This window comes from Streptomyces sp. NPDC048258 (genome assembly GCF_043201995.1).
Lineage (GTDB): Bacteria > Actinomycetota > Actinomycetes > Streptomycetales > Streptomycetaceae > Streptomyces.
The window spans coordinates 430,940-446,634 of record NZ_JBICZH010000001.1; the positions used below are offsets into that span (position 1 = coordinate 430,940).

The window sequence follows — 15,695 nt, forward strand, 5'->3', positions numbered from 1 at the left end:
CTCACCGCCTCCGGCGCCCTCGGCCGGCCCCTGCCCGCCCTCGGCCTCACCGGCCTGCCCGCCGAGCTGCTGCCCGGCCAGGAAGTCCGGCTCAGCGCCCCCTGGGACGGCCCTTCCGCGGCGGAATGGGCCGACGTGACGGTACGGGCCACGGCCGACGGAACCACAGCTCAGGGCCGTGCCGCCTACGCCGTCCACCCCTCCCTCGGCACCCTCCTCGCGGCCGCGAGCGTCCTCGCCGCCATGGGCTGGTCGGCGCTGGGAGCCGCATCGGGGAGAATGGCCCGTATGAGCGATCGTTCCCCCGAGTCCACCGCCCCGCACCGTGCGGGCTTCGCCTGCTTCGTCGGCCGCCCCAACGCGGGGAAGTCGACCCTCACCAACGCACTCGTGGGCACCAAGGTCGCGATCACCTCCAACCGGCCGCAGACCACCCGCCACACCGTCCGCGGCATCGTGCACCGCCCCGACGCGCAGCTCGTCCTGGTCGACACGCCCGGCCTGCACAAGCCGCGCACCCTGCTCGGCGAGCGCCTCAACGACGTCGTGCGGTCCACCTGGGCCGAGGTCGACGTGATCGGCTTCTGCCTGCCGGCCGACCAGAAGCTCGGCCCCGGCGACAAGTTCATCGCGAAGGAACTCGCGGGGATCAAGAAGACCCCCAAGATCGCCATCGTGACCAAGACCGACCTGGTCGAGTCCAAGCAGCTGGCCGAGCAGCTCCTCGCCATCAACCAGCTCGCCGAGGAGCTCGGCTTCGAGTGGGCCGAGATCGTGCCCGTCTCGGCCGTCGGCGACAGCCAGGTCCAGTTGCTGGCCGACCTGATCGCGCCGCTGCTGCCGGAGAGCCCGCCGCTCTACCCCGAGGGCGACCTCACCGACGAGCCCGAGATGGTCATGGTCGCGGAGCTGATCCGCGAGGCCGCGCTGGAAGGCGTACGGGACGAGCTCCCGCACTCCATCGCCGTGGTCGTCGAGGAGATGATCCCGCGCGAGAACCGCCCGGCCGACCGGCCGCTGCTCGACATCCACGCCAACGTGTACATCGAGCGGCCCAGCCAGAAGGGCATCATCATCGGCCCGAAGGGCGCCCGCCTGAAGGAGGTCGGGATGAAGTCGCGCAAGCACATCGAGGCGCTGCTCGGGACCCCGGTCTTCCTCGACCTCCACGTGAAGGTCGCCAAGGACTGGCAGCGGGACCCCAAGCAGCTGCGCAAGCTCGGGTTCTGATCCCCTCGACGCGCCGGACTCCGTCCGGCGAGGGCGCGGGCGGGCTGTCCTAGCGCAGCCGCCGTACCTTCAGCGCGTTGTCCGGGCGGGTCCCGGGCCGGCCGTCGGGCGCGGTCAGGGGCTGCACGTGTTCCGCCGCGAGCAGGACCTCCCAGTCGCCCTCGGGCAGTTCCAGCTGTGCCAGGACCTCGTCCGGGGTCGGGAAGCCGATCTCCGCGTGCTTTTCGGGGTCCCACGAGGGCCCGCCCGCGTGACCCGCGATCAGCAGGATCCCGCCGGGGGCCACGGCCGCGGCGGCCGTCCGCAGGATCCGCTCGCGGGGGAAGTCCCCGTACGAATGCAGGAAGCACGCGGAGACCAGGTCGAACTCCCCGGCGGGGAAGGACTCCGCGAGGTCGTGCCGCTGCCACTCGACGCGGTCGGCGAGTTCCGCCTCATCGGCGTGCCGGGCCGCCCGCTCCAGGGCCACGCCGGAGATGTCGGTCCCGGTGACCCGCCAGCCCTGCCGGGCCAGCCACACCGCGTCGGCGCCCTCGCCGCAGCCGAGGTCCAGGGCGCGGCCGGGGGTCAGGTCCGCGACCTCGCGGACCAGGACGGCGTTGGCCTTGCCGCTCCAGATGCGGTTGCTCTCGCGGTAGCGGGCGTCCCAGAACTCCTCGCCCGCGGCGGCGTGATCCTGGTGCTGGTGGTCGGACATGGGGGCCTCTTCCAGTAGGGGTCTGCCGGTACGGCCGATGCTGCGCCGGTATCGCCCGCGCGGGCAAATACCGTTGCCGTTCCGGCAAAACCCGTCCGGAAGACCGCCTGCCTCAGGCCGGGGGCTCCGCGATCAGGGCCGTCGCCACGCGGCGGAAGCCGATGCGACCGTAGACACGGGCCACGTCCTCGTCGCCGGCGGAGAGGAAGACCGTACGGGCGCCCCGCTCCAGGGCCCGCGCGACCAGGGCCGCCGTGACCCCCAGGGCCAGGCCCTGACGGCGCGCGGACGGGAGGGTGCCGACGCCCACCACCTCGGCGACGTCCCCGACCGGGTTGTACTGGCCCGAACACAGCACCACGCCGTCCCGCACGGCCGCCGCCATGCCGGTACGGCCCGACGCGAGCATCCCCGACACCCGCGCCCGTCGCTCCGCCGACGCGGGATCGGCCGTCGCCACCGCCAGCTCGGCCGGGCCGGCCTCGCCCACCGCCGTCCCCGGCGCGCCGAAGGCCAGGGCCGGCACCGTGACCGCAGCCGTCAGCAGCGGGTCGTCCGCGTCGAGGAGACGTACCTCCGGATGCGCGGGGACGACCGCCGCGGCCGGGTCCAGCACCATCAGCGGGTGCGCGTGGACGTGCAGACCCGCCGCTTCCGCCGCGGCCCGCAGGGAGGGGCTGGTTTCGGCCACCCATTCGAAGGCTTCGGGCACCTTCAGCTCGCGCTGCCGGGCCCGTACCCGCTCCACGTCCGCCGCGGTCGCCCCGGTGCCGCCGAGCGCGGGCCGCGCGTAGTACGGCCAGCCCGCGCCCTCCTGCACGAACAGGGTCAGCGGCCCGAAGTCCTCGGCCCGCGCCCCGCCCACCCGCGGCACCGTGTCGTAGTACCGCTCCAGCTCGGACAGCAGTGAATCGATCATGTGGTCGGTCATCGGGCCATCCAAGCAAAACGGCAGTTCTCAGGCACCTTCTTTCAGGACGCGTGTGATCAGTGCCCGTTGCGCGTCCGACAGGTGCGGCTCCTGGCAGGACACCGTCCGCCCGTCCACCGTGATCCGGTACGAGAACCCGTCCCGGATCCGGCCCGCCGCGTGCCCCGGCGGACCGGGCCGCAGCGCGAGCTGGGCCAGGGCCTGCCACTCGGCCTCGTCCTCCAGGCCCGAGGTGTCCACCTCGACCCGGCGCTCGATGCCCGCGAAACCGCCCGTCCGTACCACCTGAATCCGCATGCGTGCCCTTCTACCCCGCCAGTGGGACGCCCACCGCCGACCACGCCTTCTGGAGCGCCTGGTGTTCCGCGCCCCCGTCCCCGTACCGGGCGACGGCAGCGGCGGTCGACAGCCGGGCGAAGTCCGCGAAGTCCGCGTCCGAGGCCAGCTGCCCGCCCGTGAGGGTGTCGTACCAGATCTGGCCGGCCCGCTCCCAGGCCTTGCCGCCCAGCTCGGTCGCCACGATGTAGAAGGCGTGGTTGGGGATGCCGGAGTTGATGTGCACCCCGCCGTTGTCGCGCGAGGTGTTCACGTAGTCGTCCATGGTCGCCGGCTGCGGGTCCTTGCCCAGCTCGTCGTCGTCGTACGCCGTCCCCGGCGCCTTCATCGACCGCAGCGCGGCCCCGGTCACGTTCGGCCCCAGCAGCCCGGCCCCGATCAGCCAGTCGGCCTGGTCGGCCGTCTGCTCCAGCGAGTGCTGCTTGATGAGCGAGCCGAAGACGTCCGACATCGACTCGTTCAGGGCGCCCGACTGCTGGTGGTACTCCAGATTCGCCGAGTACTGCGTGACCCCGTGGGTCAGCTCGTGCCCGATGACGTCCACCGACACCGTGAAGTCGAGGAAGAGGTCCCCGTCCCCGTCGCCGAAGACCATCTGCTGCCCGTCCCAGAAGGCGTTGTTGTAGTCCTCGCCGTAGTGGACGGTCGCGTCCAGCGGCAGCCCGGCATCGTCGATCGAGCGTCGCCCGAAGCCCTGCAGGAACAGTTCGAAGGTGGCCCCGAGCCCCGCGTACGCGCGGTTGACGGTGGCGTCCTTGCCCACCGGGTCGCCCTCCGCGCGCACCTTCTTCCCGGGCAGCCGGGTGCGGTGCTGGGCGTCGTAAATGGTCCGGTCCGGTTCCTCGGATGCGGGCGCCCCGAGCGTGGGCACGATCCCCCGCACGGCGGTGACCCGGCGCCGGGTCCGCAGGAGGGAGTCGCGCTCCAGGGTGCGCTGCGCGAGATCGGCGCGCCGCGAGTCCGCGGACCGGGCGGCCTTGTCGAGCAGGTGGGGCGGCACGACGGTGCAGAAGACGGGGTGGCGGTGGTGAGCGTGGGAGGCATCCATCCCGGCAATGTGGCAGTGGGTCATCGTCGTGTCACTACCTGCGACCATGATTCATTCACTTGTCTGAAAGCGGTAGCGCGAGGTTGACGGATCGGCCGGACTTGGCGGGACCGAAAGGGGTGTAGCTCACATTGAGTACAAATCGGACAGGGGGTCTTGCATACTGAAACAGGTCCTCGCTTTACGGCGCGGCTCGGCTAGGCTCGGCCCATCATGCGTTTCGGGCTGCTTCTCCTTAGCTGCCGCGGCGAGGGTCTGTAGTCGTAGGCCGACCCCCTCCCCGCGGAGTTTGGTGTTGCGGTTTTGCGACCGTTGTCGGCCGTCCCAGCGAACTACACGCGGACACGCGAGGAGCCCAACGCCATGAGTCAGCACACTTTTGTCGGTCGCCCCACGCCCATCACCAACGCGACCCACACCCAGAAGCCCTCCGGGATGCCGATCCACAAGTACGGCGCGTACGAGCAGGTGGACATCCCCGACCGCGGCTGGCCGGACGCCCGCGTCACCAAGGCTCCCCGCTGGCTGTCCACCGACCTGCGTGACGGCAACCAGTCGCTGATCGACCCGATGACCCCCGCCCGCAAGCGCGAGATGTTCGACCTGCTGGTGCGCATGGGCTACAAGGAGATCGAGGTCGGCTTCCCGTCCTCCGGCGAGACCGACTTCGCCTTCGTGCGCTCCATCATCGAAGAGGGCGCGATCCCGGACGACGTCACCATCTCCGTACTGACCCAGGCCCGCGAGGACCTGATCGAGCGGACCGTGGAGTCCCTGGTCGGCGCCAAGCGCGCCACCGTGCACCTGTACAACGCGACCGCCCCGACCTTCCGCCGGGTCGTCTTCCGCGGCTCCAAGGAGCAGATCAAGCAGATCGCCGTCGACGGCACCCGCCTGGTCATGGAGTACGCCGAGAAGCTGCTGGGTCCCGAGACCGTCTTCGGCTACCAGTACAGCCCGGAGATCTTCACCGACACCGAGCTGGACTTCGCCCTGGAGGTCTGCGAGGCCGTCTGCGACGTCTGGCAGCCGGCCGAGGGCCGCGAGATCATCCTGAACCTGCCCGCCACCGTGGAGCGCTCGACGCCCTCCACCCACGCGGACCGCTTCGAGTGGATGGCCCGCAACCTGACCCGCCGCGAGCACATCTGCATCTCCGTGCACCCGCACAACGACCGCGGCACCGCCGTCGCCGCCGCCGAGCTGGCCCTGATGGCCGGCGCCGACCGCATCGAGGGCTGCCTGTTCGGGCAGGGCGAGCGCACCGGCAACGTCGACCTGATCACGCTGGGCATGAACCTGTTCTCGCAGGGCATCGACCCGCAGATCGACTTCTCGCAGATCGACGAGATCCGCCGCACGAGCGAGTACTGCAACCAGATGGAGGTCCACCCGCGCCACCCCTACGCGGGCGACCTGGTCTACACCGCCTTCTCCGGCTCCCACCAGGACGCCATCAAGAAGGGCTTCGACGCCATGGAGGCCGACGCGGCCGCCCAGGGCAAGACCGTCGACGACATCGAGTGGGCGGTCCCGTACCTGCCCATCGACCCGAAGGACGTCGGCCGCTCCTACGAGGCCGTCATCCGCGTCAACTCGCAGTCCGGCAAGGGCGGCATCGCCTACGTCCTGAAGAACGACCACAAGCTGGACCTGCCGCGCCGCATGCAGATCGAGTTCTCGCGGATCATCCAGGCCAAGACCGACGCCGAGGGCGGCGAGGTCACGCCGAAGGCGATCTGGGACGTCTTCTCCGACGAGTACCTGCCCAACCCCGAGAACCCGTGGGGCCGCATCCAGCTGCGCTCCGGTTCGACGGCCACCGACAAGGACGGAACGGACACGCTGACCGTCGAGGCGGTCGTGGACGGCGTGGAGACGGTCCTGAACGGTACCGGCAACGGTCCGATCTCGGCCTTCTTCGACGCGCTGGCCGGCATCGGTGTCGACGCCCGCCTGCTGGACTACACCGAGCACACCATGAGCGAGGGCGCCTCCGCCGTGGCCGCCTCGTACATCGAGTGCGCGATCGACGGCCGCGTCCTGTGGGGCATCGGCATCGACGCCAACACCACCCGCGCCTCCCTGAAGGCGGTCATCTCCGCCGTCAACCGCGCGGGCCGCTGACCCGCTCGTACGTGAAACCCCGTCCCTCCACCCGGAGGGGCGGGGTTCCGCCGTTCCCGGGGTCTCAGCGGGCCAGGTAGCCGCCGTCCACCGGCAGGACCACGCCCGTCACGAACGAGGCCGCGTCGGAGGCCAGGAAGGCGATGACCCGGGCCACCTCCTCCGGCTCGCCGAGGCGGCCCATCGGGTGGGCCCCCGTGATCTCCTCCAGGTACTCCGGCCCGCCCGGCTCGTCCCGCAGCGCGACCACCCGCTCCGTTCGGATGGTGCCCGGGGCCACCGCGTTGACCCGGATCCCGCGCGCCGCCCACTCCACCGCGAGGTGCTTGGTCAGCCCCGAGGCGACGAACTTCGCCGGTCCGTACGCCGCCTGCCGGGCCTGCCCGGCCACGCCCGAGATCGACGAGACGCAGACCAGCGCCCCGCCGGGCCGTGGCTGCGCGGTCATCGCCTCGATGGCGTACTTGCAGGTCAGGAACATCCCCCGGCCGTCGACGGCCATGACGTGGTCCCAGTCCTCGGGGCTGGTCTCCCGTACATCCGAAAGGGGGAGCACCCCGGCGTTCGCCACGGCGACGTCGAGGCGTCCGTACGCCTCGACCGCGGCGGCGATCATCGCGCGGTTGGCCTCCGGATCGGCGACGTCACCGGTGACCGCCGTGATGGCGTGCCCCTCGTCGGCCAATTCCGTACGCAGGGCCTCGACCCCGGGGCCGTTGACGTCGGCCGCGGTCACCCGGGCCCCCGAGCGGGCCAGCAGCAGGGCGGTGGCCCGGCCGATCCCGCTCGCGGCGCCGGTCACCAGGCAGGACTTCTCATTCATGCCGCCGACCCTAGGGGGCGCTCGCGGGGGGCGCAGATCGGCCAAGTCCGTGTCCCGCGACATGTTGTCCTGTCACACGACTGACGCATCCTCATCGATGTGGCTAACATCACGCCAACCCGGCGACGTTGCCGGAAGGTTACGCGCGGAGGTGCGACGTGCTGCCAGTTCGGGGTGGGGACGGCCGGAAGCTGACGGTCTGGGGTACCCGTACCACCTGGAGCACCGTGGGCGACGGGGAGTTCTTCTGCCCCGCCTGCGGTGGAGACCGCAACTACCGCAGGCGCACCGGGCGCCGCCGGTTCACCGTCCTCGGGGTGCCGCTGCTGCCGCGCGGCAGCGCCGGGCCCGTCGTCGAGTGCCAGGGCTGCCGCGAGCGCTTCGACACCGACGTCCTGGACCACCTCACCACCGCCCGCTTCACCGCGATGCTGCGCGACGCCGTGCACACCGTGGCGCTGGCGGTGCTCGCCGCGGGCGGGACCGCCTCGCGCAGCGCGCTGGAGACGGCGGTGAGCGCCGTACGGGCCGCGGGCTTCCAGGACTGCGCGGAGGAGCAGCTGGAGTCCCTCGTGGAGGCGCTGTCCACCGACGAGGGGCGGCTCGGGCTGTACGACGTCCCGGAATGCTGTGGTGCCGCGCTGTCGATCGAGCTCCACGAGGCCCTGGAGCCGCTGGCCCCGCACCTGGCGGGGCCGGGCCGCGAGTCGATCCTGCTGCAGGGTGCCCGTATCGCGCTGGCGGACGGCCCGTACATCCCGGCGGAGCGCGAGGTGCTCTCCACCGTCGGCGCGGCGCTGCGCATCGACACGGACGAGGTGACCCGGCTGCTGTCGGCGGTACGGGCGCCCTGAGCGCGGACGCGGGGCCGAGAGGCACTCCCAGGGCCCGGCGGGTTTCCGCCGGGCCCTGGCTTGTGTACGGGCGGGCTCGCCGAATCCGTCCGAAACGGCCCCGGTGGACGTAACGATCCGGCCTCGCACGACCGAAATCACGCCTTCCGCGGGCTGGAGCCGATCGCTCCGGGAGCGGCGCGTCCACCCCTTGGACGGTGCCCGGTCCATGTCGGCATGTGCCTGCGGGGACCAGCGCGCAGCGCATAACACCAGGTCACAGCCCATGGATCGGGACGGTGCGCGGCGAGCGGGTGTCCGTGCGCGGCCGCCCGCCTTACCCCTCCTCGGGTGCTCCCGCTACTGGAGGAACCACAAAATCACGGACCTATGAGCGTCAACAATTTGTAGAAGTCGACGATATCTGTGAGGCCCCCCACAGGCGTTCAATTCCGGTCACACGACGAGACGCCGGCTGTAACACAGCGGGGCTTCGATTCACGTGAACGCACTGACAACCCTGGCGGATCAACGGGTTAGCGACCCACTCCGGCCAGGGATAACCAGATCTCCTCTCACTTACCTCACCTCTTTGAAGGGCAAGGCAGAGATGGCACGTGTCGCCGCCCGGCTTTCCGTTGACGGAGAGCAGAGCACGCACCCGGTCGACGAGGTGCTCCCCCTCCCCAAGCTCGCGCTGTACGGCTTCCAGCACGTACTCGCCTTCTACGCCGGTGCGGTGATCGTTCCGATCATCGTGGGCAACGCGCTGAAGCTGAGCCCTGAACAGCTGGTCTACCTGATCAACGCGGACCTGTTCACCTGCGGTATCGCCTCGATCATCCAGGCCTGGGGCATCGGCCGGATCGGCGCGCGACTGCCGCTGATCCAGGGCGTGACCTTCACCGCCGTCTCCCCGATGATCGCCATCGGCCTCGGCGCGGGCGGCGGAACCGCCGCGCTGCTGGTGATCTACGGCGCGGTCATCACCGCCGGCATCGCGACCTTCGCCTTCGCCTGGCTGCCCGCCAAGGCGTTCCGGACGGTCATGCGGCTCTTCCCGCCCGTCGTCACCGGCACCGTGATCACCGTGCTGGGCATCGTCCTGATCCCGGTCGGTCTCAACGACGCGGCCGGCGGCCTCGGCAGCCCGGACTTCGGCGACCCGAAGCACTTCGCGTACGCCGGCGGCACGATGCTCTTCATCCTCGTCCTGATGAAGATCGGCAAGCCGTTCCTCTCCAGCATCTCCATCCTGCTCGGCCTGGTCGGCGGCACCGCGGTCGCCTTCCTCCTCGGCGACGCGAAGTTCGGCGACGTCGGCAACTCCGGCTGGATCGGGGTCACCACGCCCTTCCACTTCGGCGTCCCGAAGTTCGAGTGGTTCCCGATCGTCCTGATGCTGATCGTCATGCTGATCACCATGGTCGAGACGACCGGTGACACGTACGCGGTCGGCGACATCGTCGGCAAGGACGTCGACAGCGAGACCGTGGCCCGCGCCCTGCGTGCCGACGGCGCGGCGACCGCCCTCGGTGGTGTCCTCAACTCCTTCCCGTACGTGGCCTTCGCCGAGAACGTCGGCCTGGTGCGGATGACGAAGGTCAAGAGCCGGTTCGTGGTCGTCGCCGCCGGTGTCTTCATGATCATCCTGGGTCTGCTGCCCAAGGCCGCGGCGATCGTCGCCGCCGTCCCGCACGGGGTCCTCGGCGGCGCCGCGACCGTCATGTTCGGCATGGTCGCCCTGGCCGGTATCCAGACCCTGGGCAAGGTGGAGCTCAAGGAGGAGAAGAACGCGCTGATCGTGGGCGTCTCCCTCGCCTTCGCCCTGCTCCCCGCGACCGTGCCGGTCTTCTTCACCAAGCACATGGACGCGGACCTGTCCTCGCTCCTCAACAGCGGTGTCACCCTCGGTGCCACGGCCGCCATCGTCCTCAACCTGATCTTCAACGGCCTGGCCAAGGACGAGGTCCCCGCGGTCCCCGCCGTCCCGGCTGCCCCTGAGGCCGCCGAGTCCGCCGAGTCCGCCGAGTCCGCCGAGTCCGCCGAGGTTCCGGCGGAGCCGGAGGAGTCCGCCGCCGCGGCCGAGCCCGTCTCCCCGGCGGTGCCCGCCCAGGCGGCCGCGGCCCCGGCCGGGGCCGAGAAGGCCGACGACGCGGGAACGCCGGCCCCCTGACCCCTCCCAAGGGGTGACGGCCCCTCGCCTGGCACCCCCCGGCCGGACGAGGGGCCGTCGCCGTCCCCGGAGGTGTCGTCGCGCGGACCCGTACGGGTCTGCGTACAGGCGACAATGGGCGCATGAGTCTGTTCCGCGACGACGGCATCGTGCTGCGCACCCAGAAGCTGGGTGAGGCGGACCGCATCATCACGCTGCTGACCCGAGGCCACGGCCGGGTACGGGCCGTCGCCCGCGGGGTGCGGCGTACGAAGTCCAAATTCGGCGCCCGGCTGGAACCTTTCTCCCACGCCGACGTGCAGTTCTTCGCCCGCGGCAGCGAGCTGATCGGCCGCAGCCTGCCGCTCTGCACCCAGACCGAGATCATCGCCCCCTACGGCAACGGCATCGTCACCGACTACGCCCGCTACACCGCCGGCACCGCCATGCTGGAGACCGCCGAGCGCTTCACCGAGAACGAGGGCGAGCCCGCCGTACAGCAGTACCTGCTGCTCGTCGGCGCCCTGCGCACGCTCTCGCGCGGCGAACACGAACCGCACCTCATCCTCGACGCCTTCCTGCTGCGCTCCCTCGCCGTCAACGGCTACGCGCCCAGCTTCGAGGACTGCGCGAAGTGCGGGATCCACGGCCCCAACCGGCACTTCTCCGTCGCCGCGGGCGGGGTGATATGCGGGGACTGCCGCGTGCCCGGCAGCGTCGTACCCTCGTCGGAGGCCATCGCCCTGCTCAGCGCGCTGCTGACGGGCGACTGGGGGCATGCCGACGCCTGCGAGGCGCGTCACGTGCGGGAGGGCAGCGGGCTGGTCTCGGCCTATTTGCACTGGCATCTGGAGCGCGGGCTACGCTCCCTGCGATACGTCGAGAAATAGGAGCTGGGCACATGGCACGACGCGGGATTCTGGGACGCTCTCGCCGCGAGTACAAGGTTCCCGAGCCGCACCCGTCCGGTGAGCGCCCGCCGAAGATCCCCGGCGAGCTGGTCCCGAACCACGTCGCGGTCGTCATGGACGGCAACGGCCGCTGGGCGAAGGAGCGCGGCCTGCCGCGCACCGAGGGCCACAAGGTCGGCGAGGGCGTCGTGCTCGACGTACTCAAGGGCTGCCTGGAGATGGGCGTCAAGAACCTCTCCCTCTACGCCTTCTCGACGGAGAACTGGAAGCGCTCGCCCGACGAGGTCCGCTTCCTGATGAACTTCAACCGCGACGTCATCCGGCGCCGCCGCGACGAGATGAACGAGCTCGGCATCCGCATCCGCTGGGTCGGCCGCATGCCGAAGATGTGGAAGTCGGTCGTCCAGGAGCTCCAGGTCGCCCAGGAGCAGACCGTCGACAACGACGCGATGACGCTGTACTTCTGCGTGAACTACGGCGGCCGCGCGGAGATCGCGGACGCGGCGCAGGCCATCGCCCGCGATGTGGCGGCCGGCAAGCTGGACCCGTCGAAGGTCAACGAGAAGACCTTCGCGAAGTACATGTACTACCCGGACATGCCGGACGTGGACCTGTTCCTGCGCCCGAGCGGCGAGCAGCGCACCTCCAACTACCTGCTCTGGCAGAGCGCGTACGCCGAGATGGTCTTCCAGGACGTGCTGTGGCCGGACTTCGACCGCCGCAACCTCTGGGCGGCCTGCCTGGAGTACGCCCAGCGCGACCGCCGCTTCGGCGGGGCCGTGCCCAACCAGCCGGAGGGCTCCGCCGGCTGACGGGCGGCCGCGCGTCCCGGCTATAGGCTCCGCTGTCATGGACATGGATGTGGACATGACAGCGGAGGCGGCCCGGCAGGACGGGCGGGCGGTCGAGCTCGTCTACCGGGCGACCAGGGCGGACATCGCGCACGCGCTGCGCGTCCGGGACGCGCGCACGGCCCAGGGACGCCGCCGGCGGGGGGTGTTCGTCTTCGCCGGGACGCTGTTGCTGGGGCTCGGCCTGCTGGCGCTGGTGGATGCGGAGAGCGCGCCGGGGAGACCGGCGGGCTTCCTCGTCGGCGGGACGGTGCTGTGGGCCTTCGTGCTGTTCGGCCCGCAGCTCCAGGCGCGTGCCTTCGGCGGGCTGCTGGAGAAGGCAGGGGAGATCCGTGCCGTCGTGGACGAGTCCGGGGTCCAGGTGGCGGCGACCGCCACCCAGACGCGGATCGGCTGGGCGGCGCAGCCGAGGTACGCGGAGACGGCCGAGGCGTTCGTCATGCTCAGCGACGACAAGGGGGCGGTGGCCATGACCGTCCTGCCCAAGCGGGGCGTCCAGGACCCGGCCGACGTCGACCGCCTGCGGGCGATCCTCGACCGGAACCTGCGCAGGCTCTGAAAACAGTGCCTAGCCGGCGGCCGCGCACTCCGCGCAGGTGCCGAAGATCTCCACCGTGTGGGCCACGTTCACGTAGCCGTGCTCGGCCGCGATGGACTCCGCCCACTTCTCCACGGCCGGGCCCTCCACCTCGACCGCCTTGCCGCACTTGCGGCACACCAGGTGGTGGTGGTGGTCCCCGGTGGAGCAGCGCCGGTAGACGGACTCGCCGTCGCTGGTGCGCAGCACGTCGACCTCACCGGCGTCGGCGAGCGACTGGAGGGTGCGGTAGACGGTGGTCAGGCCCACGGAATCGCCACGGTGCTTGAGCATGTCGTGGAGTTCCTGGGCGCTGCGGAACTCGTCCACCTCGTCCAGCGCCGCCGCCACGGCGGCCCGCTGCCGGGTGGATCGTCCTCGTACTGGCGCGGTATTCGTCTCGCCAGGCGCAGTCGCCACCGGTTCCTCCTCGTATCGGCCTGCCGCCATTGTGCCAGGCGGCGGAGGCCTCTAGACCTTTACGTCGTCCCGAGTGCACACCCCTTCGGCGGCGCGGGCCGCCTTCGCCCGGCGCCGGGCCAGTGGGGCGGACAGGGCCGTCAGCACCATGAAGACGCCGATCGCGAGCAGCACGATCGTGGCGCCCGACGGCACGTTGATGTAGTACGTGGCCGCCGTGCCGGTCACGGAGACGCCGACGCTGATGGCCATGGCCAGGCCCAGCGTGGTGGCGAAACTGCGGGTCAGCCGCTGGGCGGCGGCGACCGGGATCACCAGCATCGCGCTGACCAGCAGCAGGCCGACGATGCGCATGGCGACGGTGACGGTGACCGCCGCGGTGACGGCGATCAGCAGGTTCAGGGCGCGCACGGGCAGGCCGGTGACCCGGGCGAACTCCTCGTCCTGGCAGACGGCGAAGAGCTGCCTGCGCAGGCCGATGGCGACGGCGAGGACGAACGCGGCAAGGATCGCCATCGCGGTCACGTCCTCGGCGGCGACCGTGGTGATCGAGCCGAACATGGAGCCCAGGAGGCTGGCCGTCTGGCCGCCCCCGAGGTTGATGATCATGACGCCGCCGGCGAGGCCGCCGTAGAAGAGCATGGCGAGGGCCACGTCCCCGCTGGTCCTGCCGCGGGCGCGGATCAGCTCCATGCCGACGGCGCCGAGGACGGCGACGAGGGTGGCCATCCAGACCGGGCTGGTGTGGAGCACGAGGCCGAGGGCGACGCCGGTCATGGCGACGTGGCCGAGACCGTCGCCCATGAGCGCCTGGCGGCGCTGGACGAGGTACGTGCCGATGGCGGGGGCCGTGATGCCGACCAGGGCGGCCGCGATCAGGGCCCGCTGCATGAAGGCGTAGTCGAGGATGTCCATCAGCTCAGCAGTCCCGTCCGCAGGGGCCCGGCGTCGTGCCCGGCGTGGGGGTGTACGTGGTCGTGGCCGGGCAGGGCGTGCTGGCCGACGGCCTCCGGGGGCGGGCCGTCGTGGACGACGCAGCCGTCGCGCAGGACGACGGCGCGGTCGATCAGCGGCTCCAGCGGGCCCAGCTCGTGCAGGACGAGCAGGACGGTGGAGCCGGCGGCGACCTGCTCGCGCAGGGCGTGCGCGAGGACCTCCTGGTTGGCGAGGTCCACGCCCGCCATCGGCTCGTCCATGATCAGCAGCTCGGGTTCGACGGCGAGGGCCCGGGCTATGAGGACGCGCTGGTGCTGGCCGCCGGAGAGGGCGTCGACCGAGGCGTCGGCGTGCCCGTCCATGTCGACGAGGGCCAGGGCGCGCTCGACGGCGGCCTTGTCCGCCTTGCGCAGGAGACCGAAGCGGGTACGGGCGAGGCGGCCGGAGGAGACGACCTCTCGGACGGTGGCCGGGACGCCACTGGCGGCGGTGGTGCGCTGCGGGACGTACCCGATGCGCGACCAGTCGCGGAAACGCTTGAAGTCCGTACCGAAGAGGGACAGGGCGCCGTCGGTCAGCGGGACCTGGCCGACCACGGCGCGGACGGCGGTGGACTTGCCGGAGCCGTTGGCGCCGAGCAGGGCGACGACCTCACCGCGGCGGACGGTGAGGTCGATCCCGCGCAGCACGGGGCGCGAGCCGAGCGAGGCCGTGGCCCCGCGCAGGGATATGACGGGCTGGTCATCTGCCTGTCGGGGCGTGGACTGCATGGCTCGCGCCTCCGTTGCTGCTACTGCCATCACTTGCTACCGAGTGCCTTCTGGAGGTTCTTCAGGTTGGACCGCATGACCGCGAAGTAGTCAGCGCCCTGGGACTTGTCGGTGATTCCCTCGAGCGGGTCGAGGACGTCGGTCTTCAGGCCGGTGTCCGCCGCGAGGGTCTTGGCCGTCTTGTCGCTGGCCAGGGTCTCGAAGAACACCGTGGTGGCATTCTCCTTCTTCGCGATCTCGTGGATCTCCTTGATCCGGGCCGGGCTCGGCTCGGACTCGGGGTCGAGGCCGGCGATGCCCTCCTGGTCCAGGCCGTAGCGCTCGGCGAGGTAGCCGAAGGCGGAGTGGGTCGTGATGAAGGTCTTGGTGGCCGTGTTCTTCAGGCCGTCCTTGAACTCGGTGTCGAGCCCGGTCAGCTTGCCGACCAGCTCGTCGGTGTTCTTCTTGTAGTCGGCGGCGTGGTCGGGGTCGGCCTTCTCCAGGGCCGCGCCGACGCCCTTGGCGACCTCCGCGTACTTGGCGGGGTCGAGCCAGATGTGCGGGTCCGCGCCGGCCGCGCCCTCGTGGGCGTGGTCGTGGCCCTCCTCGCCCGCGGCCTCGCCCTCGTGGCCGTGGTCGTGGCCCGAGGCGCCGTGGGCCTCCATCGTGGTGAGGGTGCCGGCGTCGACGATGTTCTTCCCGCCGGACTGGGCGACGGCCTTGTCGACGGCGGGCTGCAGGGTCTTGAGGTAGAGGATCACGTCGGCCTCGCCCAGCTGGGCGGTCTGCTTCGGCGTGATCTCCAAGTCGTGCGGTTCGACACCCGGCTTGGTCAGGGTGCCGACCTTCACGTGGTCCTTGCCGATCTGCTCGGCGAGGAACTGCATCGGGTAGAACGACGCCATCACGTCGAGCTTGCCGTCCTGGCTGCCGCTCGCGGAGGCTCCGGAGCAGGCGGTGAGGGCCGTGGCGCCGAGGGCGACGGCTCCGGCGAGGGCGGTGGCGGGTATGAGGCGTCGTACGTTCATGACATCCATTTTCATCAAAAATGGAAACGATTGTCAAAAACCC

General features: G+C 71.0%; 16 protein-coding genes. 7 read left to right on the top strand and 9 right to left on the bottom strand.

The features are described 5' to 3' along the window. The first annotated feature begins 279 nt into the window (after positions 1 to 279). A complete protein-coding gene (gene era, locus ACGFYQ_RS02050) occupies positions 280 to 1,230 on the top strand; it encodes a GTPase Era (RefSeq protein ID WP_376678468.1) in 951 nt (316 codons plus the stop codon). Between the two features lie 49 nt (positions 1,231 to 1,279). Here era and ACGFYQ_RS02055 read toward each other — a convergent pair whose 3' ends face one another. The 4 genes from ACGFYQ_RS02055 to ACGFYQ_RS02070 all read right to left on the bottom strand — a co-directional run bounded on the left by ACGFYQ_RS02055 (position 1,280) and on the right by ACGFYQ_RS02070 (position 4,242). After that, the gene (locus ACGFYQ_RS02055) at positions 1,280 to 1,927 is read right to left on the bottom strand and encodes a class I SAM-dependent methyltransferase (protein ID WP_393738924.1); all 648 of its coding nucleotides are present in this window, start codon (positions 1,925 to 1,927) and stop codon (positions 1,280 to 1,282) included. A gap of 112 nt (positions 1,928 to 2,039) precedes the next feature. Beyond that, entirely contained in the window at positions 2,040 to 2,858 is an 819-nt protein-coding gene (locus ACGFYQ_RS02060; RefSeq protein WP_393738927.1) for a GNAT family N-acetyltransferase, read from the bottom strand. 27 nt (positions 2,859 to 2,885) lie between these two features. Then, positions 2,886 to 3,155, bottom strand: coding sequence for a protealysin inhibitor emfourin (locus ACGFYQ_RS02065; protein ID WP_393738929.1), 270 nt, complete (start codon positions 3,153 to 3,155; stop codon positions 2,886 to 2,888). A 10-nt stretch (positions 3,156 to 3,165) separates the two neighbouring features. Further along, positions 3,166 to 4,242: a M4 family metallopeptidase gene (locus tag ACGFYQ_RS02070; protein WP_393738931.1), complete on the bottom strand. Its 1,077-nt coding sequence runs from the start codon at positions 4,240 to 4,242 to the stop codon at positions 3,166 to 3,168. A gap of 363 nt (positions 4,243 to 4,605) precedes the next feature. Between ACGFYQ_RS02070 and leuA the strand changes: the two genes are divergently transcribed. Next, entirely contained in the window at positions 4,606 to 6,369 is a 1,764-nt protein-coding gene (gene leuA, locus ACGFYQ_RS02075) for a 2-isopropylmalate synthase (RefSeq protein WP_393738933.1), read from the top strand. A 64-nt stretch (positions 6,370 to 6,433) separates the two neighbouring features. Here leuA and ACGFYQ_RS02080 read toward each other — a convergent pair whose 3' ends face one another. Then, positions 6,434 to 7,192 carry an SDR family NAD(P)-dependent oxidoreductase gene (locus ACGFYQ_RS02080; protein ID WP_393738935.1) on the bottom strand — a complete coding sequence of 253 codons (759 nt, stop codon included), beginning with the start codon at positions 7,190 to 7,192 and terminating at the stop codon, positions 6,434 to 6,436. 158 nt (positions 7,193 to 7,350) lie between these two features. Here ACGFYQ_RS02080 and ACGFYQ_RS02085 point away from each other — a divergent pair, with 158 nt between their 5' ends. The 5 genes from ACGFYQ_RS02085 to ACGFYQ_RS02105 all read left to right on the top strand — a co-directional run bounded on the left by ACGFYQ_RS02085 (position 7,351) and on the right by ACGFYQ_RS02105 (position 12,501). Continuing rightward, entirely contained in the window at positions 7,351 to 8,046 is a 696-nt protein-coding gene (locus ACGFYQ_RS02085; RefSeq protein ID WP_393738937.1) for a TerB family tellurite resistance protein, read from the top strand. Between the two features lie 589 nt (positions 8,047 to 8,635). After that, a complete protein-coding gene (locus ACGFYQ_RS02090) occupies positions 8,636 to 10,201 on the top strand; it encodes a nucleobase:cation symporter-2 family protein (protein WP_393738939.1) in 1,566 nt (521 codons plus the stop codon). A gap of 122 nt (positions 10,202 to 10,323) precedes the next feature. Beyond that, positions 10,324 to 11,070 carry a DNA repair protein RecO gene (gene recO / locus ACGFYQ_RS02095; RefSeq protein ID WP_030757462.1) on the top strand — a complete coding sequence of 249 codons (747 nt, stop codon included), beginning with the start codon at positions 10,324 to 10,326 and terminating at the stop codon, positions 11,068 to 11,070. An 11-nt stretch (positions 11,071 to 11,081) separates the two neighbouring features. Next, positions 11,082 to 11,903 carry an isoprenyl transferase gene (locus tag ACGFYQ_RS02100; RefSeq protein WP_393738941.1) on the top strand — a complete coding sequence of 274 codons (822 nt, stop codon included), beginning with the start codon at positions 11,082 to 11,084 and terminating at the stop codon, positions 11,901 to 11,903. A 37-nt stretch (positions 11,904 to 11,940) separates the two neighbouring features. Further along, a complete protein-coding gene (locus ACGFYQ_RS02105; RefSeq protein ID WP_393738943.1) occupies positions 11,941 to 12,501 on the top strand; it encodes a YcxB family protein in 561 nt (186 codons plus the stop codon). A 9-nt stretch (positions 12,502 to 12,510) separates the two neighbouring features. Here the strand turns inward: ACGFYQ_RS02105 and ACGFYQ_RS02110 are convergent, their stop codons facing one another. The 4 genes from ACGFYQ_RS02110 to ACGFYQ_RS02125 are packed head-to-tail and all read right to left on the bottom strand — an operon-like array spanning position 12,511 to position 15,652. Continuing rightward, the gene (locus ACGFYQ_RS02110; protein ID WP_393738945.1) at positions 12,511 to 12,939 is read right to left on the bottom strand and encodes a Fur family transcriptional regulator; all 429 of its coding nucleotides are present in this window, start codon (positions 12,937 to 12,939) and stop codon (positions 12,511 to 12,513) included. Positions 12,940 to 12,990: 51 nt separating this feature from the next. Then, entirely contained in the window at positions 12,991 to 13,854 is an 864-nt protein-coding gene (locus tag ACGFYQ_RS02115) for a metal ABC transporter permease (protein ID WP_393738947.1), read from the bottom strand. Beyond that, positions 13,854 to 14,645 (bottom strand): metal ABC transporter ATP-binding protein, encoded by a 792-nt coding sequence (locus ACGFYQ_RS02120; RefSeq protein ID WP_393738949.1) that lies wholly within the window; start codon positions 14,643 to 14,645, stop codon positions 13,854 to 13,856. Before ACGFYQ_RS02120 ends, ACGFYQ_RS02115 begins: the two co-directional genes overlap by 1 nt. A gap of 29 nt (positions 14,646 to 14,674) precedes the next feature. Further along, positions 14,675 to 15,652 (bottom strand): metal ABC transporter substrate-binding protein, encoded by a 978-nt coding sequence (locus ACGFYQ_RS02125; RefSeq protein ID WP_393738951.1) that lies wholly within the window; start codon positions 15,650 to 15,652, stop codon positions 14,675 to 14,677. Positions 15,653 to 15,695 lie beyond the last annotated feature (43 nt).

Coding starts and splice junctions, on each gene's coding strand:
- ACGFYQ_RS02090 (WP_393738939.1), top strand. CDS start 8,636: ATGGCACGTGTCGCCGCCCGGCTTTCCGTTGACGGAGAGCAGAGCACG.
- ACGFYQ_RS02120 (WP_393738949.1), bottom strand. CDS start 14,645: ATGCAGTCCACGCCCCGACAGGCAGATGACCAGCCCGTCATATCCCTG.
- era (WP_376678468.1), top strand. CDS start 280: ATGGCCCGTATGAGCGATCGTTCCCCCGAGTCCACCGCCCCGCACCGT.
- leuA (WP_393738933.1), top strand. CDS start 4,606: ATGAGTCAGCACACTTTTGTCGGTCGCCCCACGCCCATCACCAACGCG.
- ACGFYQ_RS02105 (WP_393738943.1), top strand. CDS start 11,941: ATGGACATGGATGTGGACATGACAGCGGAGGCGGCCCGGCAGGACGGG.
- ACGFYQ_RS02060 (WP_393738927.1), bottom strand. CDS start 2,858: ATGACCGACCACATGATCGATTCACTGCTGTCCGAGCTGGAGCGGTAC.
- recO (WP_030757462.1), top strand. CDS start 10,324: ATGAGTCTGTTCCGCGACGACGGCATCGTGCTGCGCACCCAGAAGCTG.
- ACGFYQ_RS02065 (WP_393738929.1), bottom strand. CDS start 3,155: ATGCGGATTCAGGTGGTACGGACGGGCGGTTTCGCGGGCATCGAGCGC.
- ACGFYQ_RS02055 (WP_393738924.1), bottom strand. CDS start 1,927: ATGTCCGACCACCAGCACCAGGATCACGCCGCCGCGGGCGAGGAGTTC.
- ACGFYQ_RS02115 (WP_393738947.1), bottom strand. CDS start 13,854: ATGGACATCCTCGACTACGCCTTCATGCAGCGGGCCCTGATCGCGGCC.
- ACGFYQ_RS02070 (WP_393738931.1), bottom strand. CDS start 4,242: ATGGATGCCTCCCACGCTCACCACCGCCACCCCGTCTTCTGCACCGTC.
- ACGFYQ_RS02125 (WP_393738951.1), bottom strand. CDS start 15,652: ATGAACGTACGACGCCTCATACCCGCCACCGCCCTCGCCGGAGCCGTC.
- ACGFYQ_RS02080 (WP_393738935.1), bottom strand. CDS start 7,192: ATGAATGAGAAGTCCTGCCTGGTGACCGGCGCCGCGAGCGGGATCGGC.
- ACGFYQ_RS02100 (WP_393738941.1), top strand. CDS start 11,082: ATGGCACGACGCGGGATTCTGGGACGCTCTCGCCGCGAGTACAAGGTT.